This is a genomic window from Cupriavidus sp. Met-2, assembly GCF_049843575.1.
Taxonomy (GTDB): Bacteria; Pseudomonadota; Gammaproteobacteria; order Burkholderiales; family Burkholderiaceae; genus Cupriavidus; species Cupriavidus metallidurans.
Map to the genome: position 1 here is coordinate 50,722 of NZ_JBBHZL010000004.1, position 16,551 is coordinate 67,272.

Annotated in this window: 17 protein-coding genes and 1 tRNA gene; 8 read left to right on the plus strand and 10 right to left on the minus strand. The window is 62.4% G+C overall.

The genetic code is table 11. The features are described from left to right. Positions 1–8 precede the first annotated feature (8 nt). The 5 genes from WD006_RS10760 to WD006_RS10780 all read right to left on the minus strand — a co-directional run bounded on the left by WD006_RS10760 (position 9) and on the right by WD006_RS10780 (position 5,097). The gene (locus tag WD006_RS10760) at positions 9–1,004 is read right to left on the minus strand and encodes a 2-hydroxyacid dehydrogenase (protein WP_029307391.1); all 996 of its coding nucleotides are present in this window, start codon (positions 1,002–1,004) and stop codon (positions 9–11) included. A 5-nt stretch (positions 1,005–1,009) separates the two neighbouring features. Beyond that, positions 1,010–2,440, minus strand: a complete 1,431-nt coding sequence (locus tag WD006_RS10765; RefSeq protein WP_011517040.1) for a sodium:proton antiporter — start codon at positions 2,438–2,440, stop codon at positions 1,010–1,012. A gap of 98 nt (positions 2,441–2,538) precedes the next feature. After that, a complete protein-coding gene (locus tag WD006_RS10770; protein ID WP_011517041.1) occupies positions 2,539–3,225 on the minus strand; it encodes a LutC/YkgG family protein in 687 nt (228 codons plus the stop codon). A gap of 75 nt (positions 3,226–3,300) precedes the next feature. Next, positions 3,301–4,479, minus strand: coding sequence for a nicotinate phosphoribosyltransferase (gene pncB / locus WD006_RS10775; protein ID WP_029307390.1), 1,179 nt, complete (start codon positions 4,477–4,479; stop codon positions 3,301–3,303). Positions 4,480–4,566: 87 nt separating this feature from the next. Further along, positions 4,567–5,097, minus strand: coding sequence for a hypothetical protein (locus tag WD006_RS10780; protein WP_011517043.1), 531 nt, complete (start codon positions 5,095–5,097; stop codon positions 4,567–4,569). Between the two features lie 418 nt (positions 5,098–5,515). Here WD006_RS10780 and fdxA point away from each other — a divergent pair, with 418 nt between their 5' ends. From fdxA to rpsU, 6 genes are all read left to right on the plus strand, one after another. Further along, complete coding sequence (gene fdxA / locus WD006_RS10785; RefSeq protein WP_008648407.1) at positions 5,516–5,839, plus strand: ferredoxin FdxA; 324 nt, start codon at positions 5,516–5,518, stop codon at positions 5,837–5,839. Positions 5,840–5,914: 75 nt separating this feature from the next. Beyond that, positions 5,915–7,018, plus strand: a complete 1,104-nt coding sequence (locus WD006_RS10790; RefSeq protein WP_008648409.1) for an NAD(P)/FAD-dependent oxidoreductase — start codon at positions 5,915–5,917, stop codon at positions 7,016–7,018. Positions 7,019–7,257: 239 nt separating this feature from the next. Beyond that, positions 7,258–7,333 (plus strand) — tRNA-Asn (locus tag WD006_RS10795). Between the two features lie 145 nt (positions 7,334–7,478). Continuing rightward, positions 7,479–8,318 (plus strand): AraC family transcriptional regulator, encoded by an 840-nt coding sequence (locus tag WD006_RS10800; RefSeq protein ID WP_011517045.1) that lies wholly within the window; start codon positions 7,479–7,481, stop codon positions 8,316–8,318. Between the two features lie 24 nt (positions 8,319–8,342). Next, positions 8,343–8,951 (plus strand): LysE family translocator, encoded by a 609-nt coding sequence (locus WD006_RS10805; protein WP_029307389.1) that lies wholly within the window; start codon positions 8,343–8,345, stop codon positions 8,949–8,951. 349 nt (positions 8,952–9,300) lie between these two features. Then, positions 9,301–9,513: a 30S ribosomal protein S21 gene (rpsU, locus tag WD006_RS10810; RefSeq protein WP_008648415.1), complete on the plus strand. Its 213-nt coding sequence runs from the start codon at positions 9,301–9,303 to the stop codon at positions 9,511–9,513. Positions 9,514–9,577: 64 nt separating this feature from the next. Here the strand turns inward: rpsU and WD006_RS10815 are convergent, their stop codons facing one another. After that, the gene (locus WD006_RS10815) at positions 9,578–10,195 is read right to left on the minus strand and encodes a LysE family translocator (RefSeq protein WP_011517047.1); all 618 of its coding nucleotides are present in this window, start codon (positions 10,193–10,195) and stop codon (positions 9,578–9,580) included. A gap of 184 nt (positions 10,196–10,379) precedes the next feature. Between WD006_RS10815 and nodI the strand changes: the two genes are divergently transcribed. Continuing rightward, entirely contained in the window at positions 10,380–11,273 is an 894-nt protein-coding gene (nodI, locus tag WD006_RS10820; protein WP_017514830.1) for a nodulation factor ABC transporter ATP-binding protein NodI, read from the plus strand. Between the two features lies 1 nt (position 11,274). Next, positions 11,275–12,132, plus strand: coding sequence for an ABC transporter permease (locus WD006_RS10825; protein WP_024569914.1), 858 nt, complete (start codon positions 11,275–11,277; stop codon positions 12,130–12,132). Between the two features lie 45 nt (positions 12,133–12,177). Here WD006_RS10825 and WD006_RS10830 read toward each other — a convergent pair whose 3' ends face one another. From WD006_RS10830 to WD006_RS10845, 4 genes are all read right to left on the minus strand, one after another. Next, positions 12,178–13,386 (minus strand): O-succinylhomoserine sulfhydrylase, encoded by a 1,209-nt coding sequence (locus tag WD006_RS10830; RefSeq protein WP_011517050.1) that lies wholly within the window; start codon positions 13,384–13,386, stop codon positions 12,178–12,180. A gap of 36 nt (positions 13,387–13,422) precedes the next feature. Further along, positions 13,423–14,955 (minus strand): amidophosphoribosyltransferase, encoded by a 1,533-nt coding sequence (purF, locus tag WD006_RS10835; protein ID WP_008648427.1) that lies wholly within the window; start codon positions 14,953–14,955, stop codon positions 13,423–13,425. Positions 14,956–15,070: 115 nt separating this feature from the next. Further along, positions 15,071–15,568, minus strand: coding sequence for a CvpA family protein (locus WD006_RS10840; RefSeq protein WP_011517051.1), 498 nt, complete (start codon positions 15,566–15,568; stop codon positions 15,071–15,073). 215 nt (positions 15,569–15,783) lie between these two features. Further along, positions 15,784–16,521, minus strand: a complete 738-nt coding sequence (locus tag WD006_RS10845; protein WP_011517052.1) for an SPOR domain-containing protein — start codon at positions 16,519–16,521, stop codon at positions 15,784–15,786. Between the last annotated feature and the right edge of the window lie 30 nt (positions 16,522–16,551).

Sequence of the window (16,551 nt, forward strand, 5' to 3'; positions counted from 1 at the left end):
CCCAGCAATCAGCGACGACGCGCCATCACTTCAGGATTGACGACAGTTGGCGGCTTCCCGGCCTGCGGACCCACGTCCAGCGCGGCGATCAGATTGTCCGCGGCCAGGTTGGCCATGGCGCGGCGCGTCTTCTCGGAAGCGCTGGCAATATGGGGCGTCAGCACGACGTTCGGCACGGTCAACAGATCCGGATGCACGCTCGGCTCGCCCTCGAACACATCAAGCCCCGCTGCAAAGATCTTGCGTGCGCGCAGTGCCGCCGCAAGCGCGGCGTCGTCGACGATGCCACCGCGCGCGAGATTGATCAGCGTCGCAGTCGGCTTCATCTGCGCGATTTCAGCTGCGCCAATGGCGTGATGGCTTTCGACGCTATACGGCAGCACCAGGATGAGGTGGTCGGACTGCTGCAACAGTTCCGCCTTGCTCACGTATCGCGCATTGAGCGAACGCTCGACATCGTCCGGCAACTGGCTCCGGTTGTGATAAAGCACCTGCATGTCGAAGCCTGCCGCGCGTCGCGCCAGCCCCTGGCCGATACGCCCCATGCCGAGGATACCCAGCGTGCTGCCTTGGACGTCCATGCCGACCAGCATGTCGTAGCTCCAGCGCTCCCATTTGCCAGCCCGAAGATAGTGCTCCCCTTCGGTCACGCGACGCGCCGTTGCCATCAGCAGAGCCCAGCCGAAGTCCGCGGTGGTTTCCGTCAGCACGTCAGGCGTGTTGGTCGCGACGATGCCGGCCGCAGTCAGCGCAGGCAGATCGAGGTTGTTGTATCCGACCGCCATGTTGCATACGGCACGCAACTGCGGCAAAGCCCCCACCAGTTCGCCATCGATCCGGTCCGCAGCGTTGGCCAGAACACCCACCTTGCCCGCCAGTCGTTCTCGCAGTGCGCCGCTGTCGAGCACCAGATCCTCCTGGTTGTCATCGACGTCAAAGTACTGCGCGAGCCGTTCGATGACGTCGGGGAAGATTGCGCGGGTGACCAGAATGGAGGGCTTCATATCAGTCATACGTGGAAAAAGAGGAGCGTCATCACCAGGAACAGCGGCAGCAGCACAGTGCAGGACCAGGCCATGTAGCCGAAGAAGCTCGGCATCCGCACGCCACGGCTTTCAGCAATTGCCTTCACCATCAGGTTCGGCGCATTGCCGATGTAGGTATTGGCGCCCATGAACACCGCGCCAGCGGAAATCGCCGCCAGCGTCGAAGCATCGCGCGTCATCAGCGTGGCCGGATCACCACCAGCGGTATTGAAGAAGACAAGGTAGGTCGGCGCATTGTCGAGGAACGACGACAGGATGCCTGTGGCCCAGAAATACATGCTGTCGATAGGCTGCCCATTGCCATCGCTGACCGCGCGGATCACGCCGGCGAAAGCGCCATCCGTACCGGCCTTGAGCATGGCGATCACGGGGATAATCGTCAGAAAGATGCCGGCGAACAGCTTGCCGACCTCAAGGATCGGCTCCCAGTTAAATTCGTTTCCTGCGCGCGCCACATGCGGCGTGACGATGAGCGACGCCACGGTGACCACGACCAGCAGAACGTCGCGCAATACTGCCGGCAGCGGCACGTCCGTGCCCATCACATCGAACACGATGCCCGGCTTCCACAGCCCGCTCATCAGCACCAGGCCGATTACGACCAGCAGCAGCACGAAGTTCACCTTGCCGTCGATGCGGATGCCCCGCGAATCAGGCGTCGGATCCTGTCTGACCGGCAGTTCCTCTTCCCGATTCAGATAGTAGTGACGATCGATCACGTAGAACAGCGCCAGCAGCAGCACCCACATGAAGATCGTCTCGGGCAGGATGTTGCGCATGGTCCAGAAGAAGTCCACGCCCTTCAGAAAACCAAGGAACAGCGGTGGATCGCCGAGCGGCGTCAGCGCACCGCCTGCGTTTGCCACGAGGAAGATGAAAAACACGACGACATGCGCCACATGCCTGCGATTGTCGTTGGCACGAAGCAGCGGCCTGATCAGTAGCATCGCCGCGCCGGTGGTGCCCATGATGCTGGCCAGCAACGTGCCCAGCGCGAGAATGCCGGTGTTCAGCTTTGGTGTGCCATGCAGGTTGCCGCGCACGCAGATACCACCCGCCACCACATAGAGCGCAGTCAGCAGCACGATGAACGGGATGTACTCGGACAGCAGCGCATGCACGACGTTGGCCGCCGCGGTATGCATGCCAAAGACCGTCGCGAACGGCACCAGGAACAGCACGCCCCACGCCGCGGCGATCTTGCCGTAGTGGTAATGCCAGAGCTTGGGCGCGAACAGCGGAAACAGCGCAATCGACAACAGAATGCCGGCAAACGGCAGTCCCCAGATTGGCGCTAACGCCGCCCCGTCGAGGTCGGCAGCGTGGCCCCACCCCGGCAGCAGTCCAACAAGCGCAAGCAGACAATGGGGAAGCAGTGTGCTGACACGTCGCATCGTGTGGATTTCTCCTTTCTCGTGAAGAGGGCCAGTGTAAAGCAAACCCCTCGGAGAAAGGTCTCAAAATGCGCCTGTTGCGGCGCGTGGGGCGATGATCAGCCCTGATCGACGAGGATCACGTGCACCCGGTATGGGCCATGGGCGCCCAGCACGATGGTCTGCTCAATATCGCCGGTTCGCGACGGACCGCTGATGATATTGGTGGCGCGCGGCAGTCGACCATGCTCGGCGCGCATTTGCGCAAAGGCTTCTTCAAGATTGGCCACGATGCGCGACACCGGTACCACCGCAATATGGGTCTCGGGCAGCAGCGCTGCCGACGCAAACGTGTCCGGGCCCGATAGCAGCATCAGCGAGCCAGTCTCTGCAATCGCCACGAAGCAGCCCGTGATGCCGACCAGGTCGCCATGATCATGGTCACCTTGCGGATCGCGCAGCGGCGGGCGGCATTCGACCGTCATCCCCTGCTCCGCCCACGGCAAGCTGCCCAGGCTGGTCCATGCCACGGCACGGCGCACGAGCTTCAGCCCATCCACGTACCGCGCCACGGCCGCCGGAACTTCGGACAGGGTCGCCACGCGATCCACGGTCGAGGCCATTTTTTGCGCCTGCGCGACGAACCCAGCTGTACGATCGCCGTCAACCGGAGGCTGCGGCCCTTGTGGATGTCGCGCCAGATAATCGGCCACTGCCTCCCGTTCACCTTCGGTCACGGCGGGCCCCCGGCCCTGGGCAGCGCGGATGCGGGCGAAGATGCGGTCACGGGCGGCGTTGGTTTCCATGGCGATGTGAGTATGTGGCAGTTGAAGGGGCAGACCGATTGTAGAAAGCGTCCTGATGCGCGCGGTTGAAAGTTCCTAAGCGGGGGCCTGAACCGCGAACACCTGCCGCAGGTACGACAGATAGCCGGGATCGTCGCACATCGTCTTCTCGGGCGTGTCCGACAGCTTGGCCACGGGCTGCCCATTGCAGCGCACCATCTTGATCACGATCTGCAATGGCTTGTAGCCAAGATCATTGGTCAGGTTGGTGCCCACACCGAATGCGAGCTTGCAACGGCCACGGAATCGCTCATAGAGCTCGATGACCTTGGGAATGTCCAGCGCATCGCTGAAGATCAGCGTCTTGCCGCGCGGATCCACGCGGTTCGCTGCGTAGTGCGCGATCATCCGCTCGCCCCATTCGAACGGATCGCCCGAATCGTGTCGCACGCCATCGAACAGCTTGCAGAAATAGAGATCGAAGTCCCGCAGGAATGCGTCGAAGCCGTAGGTGTCCGAAAGCGCGATGCCAAGGTCACCACGATACTCGTGTGCCCACCGCTCCAGCGCGTAGACCTGCGAATCACGCAGGCGCGGCCCAAGGGCCTGGCAGGCCTGCAGGTACTCGTGCGCCATCGTGCCAAGCGGCGTCATGTTGTGCAGACGCGCGAAGTGGACGTTGCTGGTGCCGGCCAATTGCGGGCCAATGGCGTCGCGCATCGACAGCAGGACCTCCTCCTGCCAGTCGCACGAGAACCGGCGGCGGGTGCCGTAGTCCGCGATCACGCAATCCACATAGGGCGGCGCCGCGAGCAGCTCCAGCTTGGCCTGCAGCCGGCGACGGCCCTCCGCCAGATCGGGCTTCGGCTGGGTACGTCGGAAGTACACCTCGTTGACGATGGCCAGCAGCGGAATCTCGAACAGGATCGTATGAAGCCACGGACCCTTGATGATGATCTCGATTTCGCCATTACCCTTGGCCGACGGCAGCACCTGCACGTACTTCTCGTTCAGATGGAACAGCGCCAGAAACTCGACAAAGTCGCTTTTGATGAAGCGCAGGCCACGCAGGTAATTGAGTTCATCGTCGGTGAATCGCAACTGACAAAGCTGCGTGATCTGGGACCGGATCTCGTCGACGTACGGCGTCAGGTCGACCCCGGCGTTGCGGCACTTGAAGCGGTACTCCACCTGGGCCTGCGGGAAGTGATGCAGCACCACCTGCATCATCGTGAATTTGTACAGGTCAGTGTCGAGCAGGGAACGGATGATCATAACGAGGCCAGACGGGGGCATACCGGAAGTCAGGCCATCATGCTAACCGAAAGTATCGCGGAGGCGCGCTGGCGTGGCCTGGCGTCGTCAGCCGCCATCGAGCGAGCGCAGTCCTTGTGGCGGCTTCTGTTCCGACTTGCGGGGCGTCTGCACACACCAGAGCGGCACCCCCTGCTCGTTCGGGCAGGTGACCAGCGTGGCCTGCGCACGTGGCACCGCAGTCGGCAAAGGATCGGCGAAATTGGCCGATGCGACCATGATGCGCTCCTGGTAGACCGAACGGCCGGCCCGGTCGAAGCGCAGCACCTGGATCATCGAGCCGGGCGGCGGGTGCAGGTCCGGGCCGCATGGCACAAGACCTTCGCGGCTGCAATTGGCCATCGGGTCGCCGGCGGCCGCGCGGACCACGCTGAAGCTATCCCATTCGAACGCCGTCAGCGATGAAAGCGTGACCGGCTGATCTGTCCGCGCCCGCCAGGCCACCAGCCGGGAGACCACGCTATCGGCCATGGCCGCGGATCCGTCCGCCGGCGCCAACGACTGGGCGGCCAACGGCAGCGGCGCAAGCATCGCTGTGGTCAGGCAAACTGCGAATCGGAACAGATGGCGTGCCGGCATGGCATGGATCCCCGGTCGGATGCTGCGTGGTCTGAATGTCCCGCAAGGGCCCGTGGCGGCACTTTTACCCTGGGTAGCCACAGGCGTCGTAGGGAGAATATTAGCGGTTCGCCACCGGTTCCGATGCCCTGAACGCCACGAAAGCCGCCTGGCAGGCCGACTTTCGAATCGAATTGCCAACAAAACACATAAAGAAATAAGAAAACTATCTTACCCAGCTATATAGACTCGCTATTCTTGCGGGAAGGCTCGGCTACAATATCGGTCTTTGAAAGTCCACGGCCCCCGTTCGCCCCAAGTTATCCCGATTGACTTGCGCTGCGCTTGACGCATGTCGGGTGACTGGCGGGAACGCCGGGCAAGAATGCGGCCTTGGACCTCCCCCATTTGAAGACCGATCCGTTTTTCTGGAACCGAAATGACTCACGTTGTCACCGAATCCTGCATCCGTTGCCGCTATACCGACTGCGTTGATGTGTGTCCGGTCGATTGTTTCCGCGAAGGCCCGAACTTCCTGTCCATCGACCCGGACGAATGCATCGACTGCGCCGTGTGCGTGGCCGAGTGCCCGGTCAACGCGATCTACGCCGAGGAAGACGTGCCGGGCGATCAGCAACAGTTCATCGAACTGAATGCCGAACTCTCCCGGATCTGGCCGTCCATCACCAAGACCAAGGCCCCGCTGGCCGAAGCCGAGGAATGGAAGGACGCCACCGACAAGCTGCAATACCTGCAGCGCTAAAAAATACAGAGAGCCGTCCCCCGCGCTTTCTAGCAATGCCGGGCACATGTGTGCCCACAACGTATCAGGACGAATATGGACTTGAGCATTCCTAACCCCGTGGCCGACGCGACCCATCAGGCCGGCGGGAACCCTGGCGGTCAGCCGCTGGAAATTGACGCGCTGATCGTGGGCGCTGGCCCGGTCGGCCTGTTCCAGGTCTTTGAACTGGGGCTGCTCGAAATCAAGGCACACATCATCGACTCGCTCAAGGTAGTGGGCGGCCAGTGCGTCGAGCTGTATCCGGACAAGCCGATCTACGATATCCCGGCCGTGCCCATCTGCACGGGCCAGGAACTGACCGACAACCTGCTGAAGCAGATCGAGCCGTTCTCGCCGACGTTCCATCTGGGCCAGGAAGTGAGCGTCGTGGAGCGCCGCGAAGACGGCCGCTTCTTCGTCGAAACATCGCTTGGAACCCGCTTCATCACCAAGACCATCTTCATCGCCGCCGGCGTTGGCTCGTTCCAGCCGCGCACGCTGAAGGTGGAAGGCATCGACAAGTTCGAAGGAAAGCAGCTGTTCTACCGCGTCAAGGATCCGAGCCGCTTCCACGGCCGCAATCTGGTCGTCGTCGGCGGTGGTGATTCGGCGCTGGACTGGACGCTGGATCTGGTGGGCAAGGCCGAGTCGGTGGTGATGATCCACCGCCGCGATGGTTTCCGTGCCGCACCGGCATCGGTGGCCAAGATGCGCGAGCTGTGCGAACAGATGGAAATGCAATTCATGGTCGGCCAGATCGGCGGCTATGAAGAGAAGGATGGCGTGCTCACCGAGATCAAGGTGACCGGCGCCGACGGCGTGACCCGCCGTATGCCCGTCGACGACATCCTCGTGTTCTTCGGCCTTTCGCCGAAGCTCGGCCCGATCGCCGAATGGGGCCTGGACCTCGAGCGCAAGCAGATCAAGGTGGACACCGAGAAGTTCGAGACGAACATCCCGGGCATCTTCGCGGTTGGCGACATCAACACCTACCCGGGCAAGAAGAAGCTGATCCTGTCGGGCTTCCACGAAGCCGCGCTGGCTGCTTTCGGCGCCGCGCCGTACATCTTCCCGGACAAGAAGATCCACATGCAGTACACGACGACCTCGCCGAAGCTGCACAAGGTGCTTGGCGTGGAGACGCCGGTTTTCGACTGAGATCGGAACCGAAACAAAAAAGCCGCCTCCGGGCGGTTTTTTTGTTTGCATAAATCGAAAAGCTGGCTATAATGCGGCCTCGCTGCTAAACACGGCAACGCTGCAAAAGGTGGAAACGCCCACTGCAAGCCGGTTTCGAGGCGAACCAGAGTTCTGGCAACAACTTCTAGCGAAAACAAAACGTTAAAAAGTTGTTGACGAAACGAAGAGAAGCTGGTTATAATTTCTTTCTCAGCTGTTCCCCGATAGCTCAGTCGGTAGAGCGCCGGACTGTTAATCCGTAGGTCCCTGGTTCGAGCCCAGGTCGGGGAGCCAACCGATAGAAGAGGAAGGCCGATGCGAAAGCATCGGCCTTTTTCTTTTTGCGCGTCCGACACCCCTCCCCTGCACAAACGTTCCAGAGCCTTCGCATCAGACTGTATAAGATGCCCGCTCAAGGAACCGAAACGCAAAAATCGCTGTGAGCCCCCAAAGCTGGATCGATCTCAGGCAGGATGCCAGCACTGGCATCGAGACGATTCGCGCCCATTTCACTGGCCACGCCTACGATCCTCACTGGCATGACAGCTACCTGGTCGGATACACCGAGCAGGGCATTCAGCAGTTCCACTGTCGCCGCGAAGTCCAGCGCAGCACCCCCGGCAAGGTGTTCACGCTGGAGCCTGGCGAGATCCATGATGGCTACGCGGTGGCGCCGGAAGGCTTCACCTACTCGATGCTCTATCTCGACGCACAGTGGATGGAGCGCGAGCTACGCGCCGTATTCGAGGACGCCCCAGCGCACTGCCAACCCGGCTTTGCTCAGACCCTGAGAGAAGACCCTGCGCTGATCTCGGCCATCGGTAGCGCCTATACGGTCCTGCAGCAGCCCGAATTGCGCATCGTCCGTCAGTCGGCACTCGATGCGCTGCTCGCCCAACTGACAGCGCATCTGCATTGGCGCGCGCATCACGCATTCGACCCGCGCTTGCCCCTGGTGGCACAGCGGGCGCGCGACTATCTCCACGACCACCTTGATCACGATATCGGGCTCGATGACCTGGCTGCGATCAGCGGCGTGGATCGCTATCGACTGACACGCGCATTCAAAGCGGCATTCGGCATCGCGCCGCATGCCTATCTGGTGCAGATGCGTCTGGCGCGCGCACGACACCTCCTGGCCCGAGGCGCAACGCCAGCCGATGTCGCCGTCGCGCTCGGCTTTGCCGACCAGAGCCATCTGGGACGCTGGTTCCGGCGCGCCTATGGCCTGACACCCGCGCACTACCGCAAGCGCTGCTCAAATCTTCCAGACGCGTGAGACATCGGCCGCAACAATGGCCACATGCTCGACACGCTCCCTTTCCTTCCTTTCCTGCTTTTCGCGATCGTTGCGTCGATCACGCCCGGCCCGACCAACGTCATCGTACTGAGCCACAGCGCCCGCCGCGGAATCGTGGCAACGCTGCCAATCATCATAGGCGGCTGTGGCGGCGCAGCCTTGCTGGTACTGGCCGTCGGCATCGGCATTGGCGATGCCTTGACTGACCATCCGCAGGTCCAACGCGTGATGGCCTGGAGCGGCGTGCTCTGGCTCTCCTGGCTGGCGTGGCAGATCTGGAGCAGCCCGGCGGCAAGTGTCGAGGTCGATAGCAAAGACAAACGGTCACTCGGCCTCGCAGGCGCGGCCGCCTTGCAGCTCGTGAATCCGAAGACCTGGATGATGGCGCTGGCCGTGGTAAGTGTTTTCGCGGGCCACAGATCAGACCAGTCGCATCAGGTGATCCTGCTGTCACTCACCTTCTTTGTCGTCTCGCTGCCCTGCATGGGCGTATGGGCGGCCCTCGGCGCGGGTGCCACCCGCTTCATCCGATCGCCCGCCATGATGAAGCGCTTTGACCGCCTCATGGCGCTTGTACTACTGATCTCGGCATGGTGCAGCCTGTTGCAGTAACGCCAATCCCTCGTTTGGCGGTCCTCGCGCACATTTCCTGGTGTATGATCTCAGATTACCCAAGTTTACTTGACTCACCCCCGGTATACCTGTAAAAGCTTACCGGCGTATTTCTTGCGCAATATTCACGGAAACAGGTAGACCGCCAAGTTTTTACCTAGCTAGGAAAATTTGGCCCATCACCCCTGACACAGGCAGTACGGATTTCGGTCCACAGCAGGTTCTAGGGGCGCACCACGGCATTCGCCGCTGTGTGCAATACCACCGTCGCGAAAGGCTCCGGAGCCTGACATGACACGTTTCCCCCTATGAACCCACCGCCCCAGGCGGTAATTTCCGAAGGACTGAATTGACTAAGATCGTTCTGAAACCGGGCGAGCCCGTTGAAGTTGCAATGCGTCGTTTCCGTCGCGCCATTCTGCAGACTGGCCTGATCGTGGAACTGAAGAGCCGCACCGCCTACGAAAAGCCGACGACCGAGCGCAAGCGCAAGAAGAAGGCTGCCGAGGCCCGTCTGCGCAAGCGTCTGCGTATGCAAATGCTGCCGAAGAAGCTCTACTGATTCGCGCATTGCCAAAAAAAACCGCCAGCAAGCTGGCGGTTTTTTTTCGTCCCTGCGGCACCGCCTAGGAACGCGTGGCGATCAGCGCGCCCGCCCCAATCAGCGTAATGCCGCCGGCACGCTGCATATTGGCCTGCGCCCGTCGCGTGGTCAGCCGAGTCGCCAGCGAACGCGCCAGCAGCGCATAAACCGTGGCATTGGCACTCGCCAGCACAACGAAGGTCGGGATCAGCACCACGGCCTGCGACCAGAATGCCAACTTCGCATCCATGAACTGCGGCACAAAGGCCACGAAGAACACGATGCTCTTCGGGTTCAGCGCCGTGACCAACCATGCCTTGGCAAAGCGCTGGGCACCGCTGCCGGACTGCGGCGCCACCTCGAGTTCCCGGGCCTGATTCGCGGTACGCAGCGCCTGCACACCGAGATAGACCAGATAGGCCGCCCCAACCCACTTGAGGGCCGTGAAAAGCGTGGCAGAGGCCGCCAGCACCGCTCCCAGGCCGGCCATCGACAGCGTGAAGGCCGTCAGGTCGCCACAAGCCACACCAGCCACCGTGGCATAGGCGCTGCGGCCGCGGTGCGCGAGCGCATCGCCGATCACAAGGAGGATCGTCGGCCCTGGAATGATCAGCAGGATCACGCTGGTCAACACGAACGTAATCCAGTGTTCGAAAGTCATCACGGCTCCTTTGAAGTCCGGCTTCGGAAATATTAAGAGTAAGCCGAACGTCGCGCGTTAGCCAACCTACACTCCGGCAAATGGAATTGTCTCGCCGTGATTCGCGCAACAATGCGCCGAGCGATGCCCTGCATAATGGCAGATATCGCATCCTCGGGACCTCGCCTTGACCGCAATCCTCCAGATGCGCAATGTGCGCAAACTCTATGGCGACCACGTCGTGGTCGACAACCTGGACCTGGAAGTCCAGCCCGGCCAGTGCTTCGGCCTGCTCGGCCCGAATGGCGCCGGCAAGACCACCACACTGCGGATGTTGCTGGGCCTGACTACGCCAGCATCCGGCACGCTGATGCTTTGCGGTGAACCGATTCCGCAACGCGCCCCACAGGCGCGGATGCGCGTGGGCGTAGTGCCGCAATTCGACAATCTCGATCCCGACTTCTCCGTCATCGAAAATCTGCGCATCTTCGGGCGCTACTTTGGCCTATCCTCCGCCCAGATCGCGGAGCGAGTGCCGAAGCTGCTCGAGTTCGCGCGACTGGAAAGTCGTGCAGACGCGCAGGTACGCGATCTCTCTGGCGGCATGCGGCGGCGCCTGACCGTGGCGCGAGCGCTGATCAACGACCCTGACCTGCTGATCATGGACGAGCCGACCACGGGCCTCGACCCGCAGGCCCGACACCTGATCTGGGAGCGACTCAAATCACTGCTCTCGGCCGGCAAGACGATTCTGCTGACCACCCACTTCATGGAGGAAGCCGAACGGCTCTGCAACCACCTGTGCGTCATCGACGCGGGTCGCAAGATCGCTGAAGGCAAGCCACATGAACTGATCGACAGCGAGATCGGCTGCGATGTGGTGGAAGTCTACGGCGATGAGCTCGAACCGCTGCGCGACACGCTGACGCCGCTGGCTGAACGCACCGAAATGCGCGGCGAAACGCTGTTCTTCTACGTGCGAGAGCCGGCTCCGCTGCTGGCCGCCCTGCATGGCAAGGGCGGCGTGCGCTACCTGCATCGGCCCGCCAACCTCGAGGACGTGTTCCTCAAGTTGACCGGCCGCGAGATGAGGGATTGAAATGAGCGAACTGGATCCACCACGAAGCACTGACGCGATCGTCGCCGGCGCGCCGCCCGTCGTGCAAACCCACCAGCGCTACCCTCAGCCGCTGCTGCCACGCAACGCGCGCAACTGGATGATGGTCTGGTACCGCAACTACATGGTCTGGAAGAAGCTGGCCGTGCCGTCATTGATCGGCAACCTGGCGGATCCGATGATCTACCTGTTCGGCCTGGGTCTCGGGCTTGGGTTGCTGGTCGGCAATGTGCATGGCGTGTCGTATATCGCGTTTCTCGCGGCAGGCACGACGGCGTCGAGCGTGATGATGTCCGCTAGCTTCGAGTCGATGTATTCGGCATTCTCGCGCATGCATGTGCAGCGCACTTGGGAAGCGATCATGCACGCTCCGCTGACGCTGGGCGACGTGGTGCTGGGCGAGGTGCTATGGGCAGCCAGCAAGGCCGTGCTGTCCGGGGTGGCGATCATGCTGGTGGCCGGTCTTCTGGGCTATGCGCAGTTTCCGAGCGCGCTCGGGGCGCTACCGGTCATCGTGCTGGCGGGTGTGACGTTCGCCAGTCTGGCAATGATCGTGACCGCGCTGGCACCGAGCTACGACTTCTTCATGTTCTACCAGACGCTGGTCATGACGCCGATGCTGCTGCTATCGGGCGTGTTCTTTCCGCTCGAACAGTTGCCGGAAGGCGCGCAGGCCGCCACGCAGGTGTTACCGCTGGCGCACGCGGTGGCATTGATTCGCCCGTTGATGTTGGGGCGGCCGGTGGAGAATGTCGCGCTGCACGTCGGTGTGCTCGCGGCGTATGCAGTCGTGGCGCTGACGGTGGCGCTGGTGCTGCTGAGGAAGAGGATGCTGCGGTGAAGCCCCCCTCGCCCAGTCATGGGCAAGGGGAGAAAAACCAACCGCTTACTGGCCCAGGCCGCGCAGCAGATCGGCCTTGAGATCCTCCACGGACTCCAGGCCAACGGCCAGTCGGATCAGCCCTTCGCTGATGCCGGCGGCGGCCTTGGCTTCAGGCGCCACGCGACCGTGGGTGGTGGTGTACGGATGGGTGATCGTCGTGCGCGTGTCGCCGAGATTGCCGGTGATCGAGCACAGCTTCGTGCTGTCGATCACGCGCCACGCAGCAGCACGCATGGCTTCGGGGCTATCGCCCTTCAACTCGAACGACACGATCGCGCCGCCCCCGCTCTGCTGGCGTTGGGCGATCTCGTACTGCGGATGCGACTTCAGCGCCGGGTGGAACACACGATTCACGGCCGGATGTGACTCGAGGAACTCGGCAATCGCCAACGCGCTCTGCGAGTGACGCTCCATGCGGATCGCCAGCGTTTCCATGCCCTTGAGCATCACCCACGCGTTGAACGCCGACAGCGTCGGGCCCGCCGTACGCACGAACGGGAACACCTTGCCCATGATGAAATCGTGCTTGCCGACCACCGCGCCGCCAAGCACGCGGCCCTGGCCATCGATGTGCTTGGTGGCCGAATGCACCACCACATCGGCACCGAACTTGATCGGCTGCTGCAAAGCCGGTGAGCAGAAGCAGTTGTCGACCACGAACAGCGCGCCGGCATTGTGCGCAATATCGGCAACTGCCGCGATATCGGACACCTCGGTCAGCGGGTTCGACGGCGTCTCCAGGAAGAACAGCTTCGTGTTCGGCTTCACAGCGGCACGCCAGGCAGCCAGATCGGTGCCGTCGACGTAGGTCGTCTCCACACCGAACTTGGCCAGGATCGAGTTGAACAGCGTCATCGTCGAGCCGAAGATCGAACGCGAGCTGACCAGGTGATCGCCGGCCTGCAGCGTGGCGAGCGCCACCGACAGAATCGCGCTCATGCCCGAAGCCGTGGCCATGCAGGCCTCCGCGCCTTCCAGCGCGGCCAGGCGCGACTGGAACATCGACACGGTCGGATTCGTAAAGCGCGAGTAGGTGTAACCCTCTTCCGAGTTGGCGAAGCGTGCGGCGGCTTCGGCTGCACTGTTGAAGCAGAAGCTCGAGGTCAGGTACATCGCCTCGGAGTGCTCCATGAATTCGCCAGTGCGCAGCGTGCCGGCGCGCACGCCGAGGGTATCAATGCCGTAGGCGTCAGGGTTGAACGGTTCGCTCATGCTGCTTTGCTGCCTTCCGAAGATTCTTGTCTCTTGTTATTCGTTGCCGCCCGAGCGCTGCAGATGCAGCTGCGAACGTTCGGTTTCACCGCCGTTGGTGCCTTCACGATCGGCCAGGCTACGCGCGGTCTCGAGGCGCTCCAGATAGGCGTCGTCGATATCGCCGGTAACGTACTTGCCGTCGAAGCACGACGCATCAAAGTCACGCAGGTTCGGGTTGATGTCGCGCACAGCCTGCTTCATCGCTTCCACGTCCTGGTAGACGAGCTGGTCGGCGCCGATCATGCGCGCCACTTCTTCGTCCGTGCGACCATAGGCCACCAGTTCGGCACGCGTGGGCATGTCGATACCGTAGACGTTCGGGAACTTCACCGGCGGCGCTGCCGACGCGAAGATCACCTTCTTCGCACCTGCGTCACGCGCCATCTGCACGATCTCGAGCGACGTGGTACCACGGACGATCGAATCGTCGACGATCAGCACGTTCTTGCCCTTGAACTCGACACCCATCGCATTGAGCTTCTGGCGCACCGACTTCTTGCGCACTGCCTGGCCCGGCATGATGAACGTACGGCCCACGTAGCGGTTCTTGAAGAAGCCCTCGCGGTACTGCACGCCGAGCGCATTGGCCACCTGCATGGCGGCCGGGCGGCTCGAATCGGGAATCGGCATGACCACGTCAATATCGCCAGCCGGCACTTCGCGGCGGATCTTTTCGGCCAGGTAGTCGCCCATGCGCAGGCGGGCATCGTAGACCGGCACGCCGTCAATGCACGAATCCGGACGGGCCAGATAGACATACTCGAAGATGCATGGCGTCAGCACCGGATTATCCGCGCACTGCTTGCTGTGGAACGAGCCGTCCAGGTCGATGAAAATCGCCTCGCCCGGCGCCACATCGCGCTCCATCTGGTAGCCGATGCCTTCCAGGGCCACGGATTCCGAGGCGATGAGGTATTCCTTGCCGGTCGGGGTGTCGACGCTGCCAATACACAGCGGGCGGATGCCGAACGGATCGCGTACGGCCAGCAGGCCGTAGCCGGCGATCTGCGCGGTGATCGCATAGGCACCCTTGACGCGGCGATGCATGCCCGCGACGGCCTTGAAGATTGTCTCCGGGTCCAGTTCGTTGCCGCTGCTGGCGCGTTGCAGTTCGTCGGCCAGCACGTTCAGCAGCACTTCGGAGTCCGAATGCGTGTTGATGTGGCGGCGATCGCGACGGAACATTTCCTCGCGCAACTGTTCCGAGTTGGTCAGGTTGCCGTTGTGGGCGAGGATGACCCCGTACGGCGCGTTCACATAGAACGGCTGTGCTTCTTCTTCGCTCGACGCGGAACCGGCGGTCGGGTAGCGCACCTGGCCGATGCCCGACGTGCCCGGCAGGCTGCGCATGTTGCGCGTGCGGAACACGTCACGCACCATGCCGTTGGCCTTGTGCATGTGAAAGGTGCTGCCATTGGCCGTGGCGATGCCGGCTGCATCCTGTCCGCGGTGTTGCAACAGCAGCAGGCTGTCATAGATGAGTTGATTGACAGGGCTGGTGGAAACCGCACCGACGATACCGCACATGCCGAACTCCCAGGAAAGGCAAATGATTCAGGGGCGCAATCCCGTCAAGGGAGAACGGGATCTGCGTTTTCACTGTCGCCGCGGGTGCGCTCTGTCGAGCAACGCCCGCAGGCGCTCACGTCTTCACATATTTGGCCAGGTCCGGCGGCAGCCAGTGCCGCAGCTCGTCCATGGCCTGCATCACATAGGGGCGCGACACCGCGTCACGCCAGAATGGCTCTTCTGGCAGCCTGGTGAGGCCCGCCAGCACGACGACCAGCATCACGATCAGCGCGCCACGCGCCAGCCCGAACAACAGCCCCAGGCCGCGATCCGCCGGCTTCAGCCCGGTGGATTCCAGTAACTGGCCCAGAATCGCCCCCGCCAACGCGGCGACGATCCACGTACCAAAGAATACGGCGAGAAAGCCCAGCGCGCTGCGCGTCAGTTCGCCGCCAGGCAGCGACTCCGGCATCCATTGTGCGGCCATGCCGCCGAAATGGTATGCCAGCACGAAAGCCACGACCCAGCCCACCAGCGCGAGCACTTCGCGCACCAGGCCACGCAGTATGCCAACCAGGCCCGAGGCCACCACGATGAAGGCCACCGCGTAATCGAAAAAAGTAAAAGCCATGCGTCCTGGGCGGTCCGATGCGTTCCTGTCAGATGGGGGCAGACTGCCGGATTGCGATACGTCGCGGCACACCACGTGCCCACTCGCCGACGCATCGGCTTAGAGGCGCTATCAAAATGACGCTGGCGTCGTTGCGCGGCCTTGGCCAGTCCACTTGTACTGTCTGCGTCCGCGCGGCTAGCCAGCACCGCTTCGCTTCATGTTGAAAGCGCCTCTTACTGCTCCACGATCTTCGAAGTGAGTCCGATCGCCTTGACCTTCTTCTCCGCCGCCTCGGCGGCGTCGCGACTGGTGAACGGACCCGCCCGCAGCAGGTTCCGCTCGCCATCGGCCAGCGTCTTCTTTTCCACATAGGCCGGCACCTTGCTCTCCTTGAGCTTGGCCAGCCAGTTCTTCGCGCGTTCTTCCGACGAGAACGCGCCAATCATAATCAGGTACTTCGTGCCGGCAGCGGCAGGCTTGTCCGCCGGCTTGCTATCGGCAACCTTGGTGTCAGGCTTCGCGTCAGCCTTCGGCTTGTCGGATTTGTCGGACTTATCCGAAGCGGGTGCGGTGACGATCTCCTCGCCCGCGTCTAGCGCCGCATCGTTGCGATTGGCATTGGCGGATGGTGGCAGCGGCTCGGCCTTGCGTGCCTCGACCTTCGGCTTTTGCGTGGCGCCCTGCCCGTTGGCCACGCTGACGGCCACATCCTCCGAAACCGGACGCGGCTTGTGCTCGAACATGATCGGCAACACGATGATCGCGGCCGCGAGCAGCACCACGGCACCGATCAGACGACGCCGCGCGCGTTGCTTCTGGGGAAAATCGGGGTCAAGGGTATCGTCAGCGTATTCGTCCGCCGTCCGACGCGACGCGCCGATGCCAGCGCTCGATTCCGCGCGCGTGCGGCGACCGCGTTCGGGTGCCGGGTCAGTGCCCTTACGGGACGAGAACAGCGAAAGCAGGCCCATAGATGCCCAAAGTATGGTGTTCGGTGCGAT

Excerpts from the sequence above, each read along its gene's own strand:
- WD006_RS10760 (WP_029307391.1), bottom strand. The coding sequence starts at position 1,004 with ATGAAGCCCTCCATTCTGGTCACCCGCGCAATCTTCCCCGACGTCATC.
- WD006_RS10765 (WP_011517040.1), bottom strand. The coding sequence starts at position 2,440 with ATGCGACGTGTCAGCACACTGCTTCCCCATTGTCTGCTTGCGCTTGTT.
- WD006_RS10770 (WP_011517041.1), bottom strand. The coding sequence starts at position 3,225 with ATGGAAACCAACGCCGCCCGTGACCGCATCTTCGCCCGCATCCGCGCT.
- pncB (WP_029307390.1), bottom strand. The coding sequence starts at position 4,479 with ATGATCATCCGTTCCCTGCTCGACACTGACCTGTACAAATTCACGATG.
- WD006_RS10780 (WP_011517043.1), bottom strand. The coding sequence starts at position 5,097 with ATGCCGGCACGCCATCTGTTCCGATTCGCAGTTTGCCTGACCACAGCG.
- fdxA (WP_008648407.1), top strand. The coding sequence starts at position 5,516 with ATGACTCACGTTGTCACCGAATCCTGCATCCGTTGCCGCTATACCGAC.
- WD006_RS10790 (WP_008648409.1), top strand. The coding sequence starts at position 5,915 with ATGGACTTGAGCATTCCTAACCCCGTGGCCGACGCGACCCATCAGGCC.
- WD006_RS10805 (WP_029307389.1), top strand. The coding sequence starts at position 8,343 with ATGCTCGACACGCTCCCTTTCCTTCCTTTCCTGCTTTTCGCGATCGTT.
- WD006_RS10815 (WP_011517047.1), bottom strand. The coding sequence starts at position 10,195 with ATGACTTTCGAACACTGGATTACGTTCGTGTTGACCAGCGTGATCCTG.
- nodI (WP_017514830.1), top strand. The coding sequence starts at position 10,380 with ATGCGCAATGTGCGCAAACTCTATGGCGACCACGTCGTGGTCGACAAC.
- WD006_RS10825 (WP_024569914.1), top strand. The coding sequence starts at position 11,275 with ATGAGCGAACTGGATCCACCACGAAGCACTGACGCGATCGTCGCCGGC.
- WD006_RS10830 (WP_011517050.1), bottom strand. The coding sequence starts at position 13,386 with ATGAGCGAACCGTTCAACCCTGACGCCTACGGCATTGATACCCTCGGC.
- purF (WP_008648427.1), bottom strand. The coding sequence starts at position 14,955 with ATGTGCGGTATCGTCGGTGCGGTTTCCACCAGCCCTGTCAATCAACTC.
- WD006_RS10840 (WP_011517051.1), bottom strand. The coding sequence starts at position 15,568 with ATGGCTTTTACTTTTTTCGATTACGCGGTGGCCTTCATCGTGGTGGCC.
- WD006_RS10845 (WP_011517052.1), bottom strand. The coding sequence starts at position 16,521 with ATGGGCCTGCTTTCGCTGTTCTCGTCCCGTAAGGGCACTGACCCGGCA.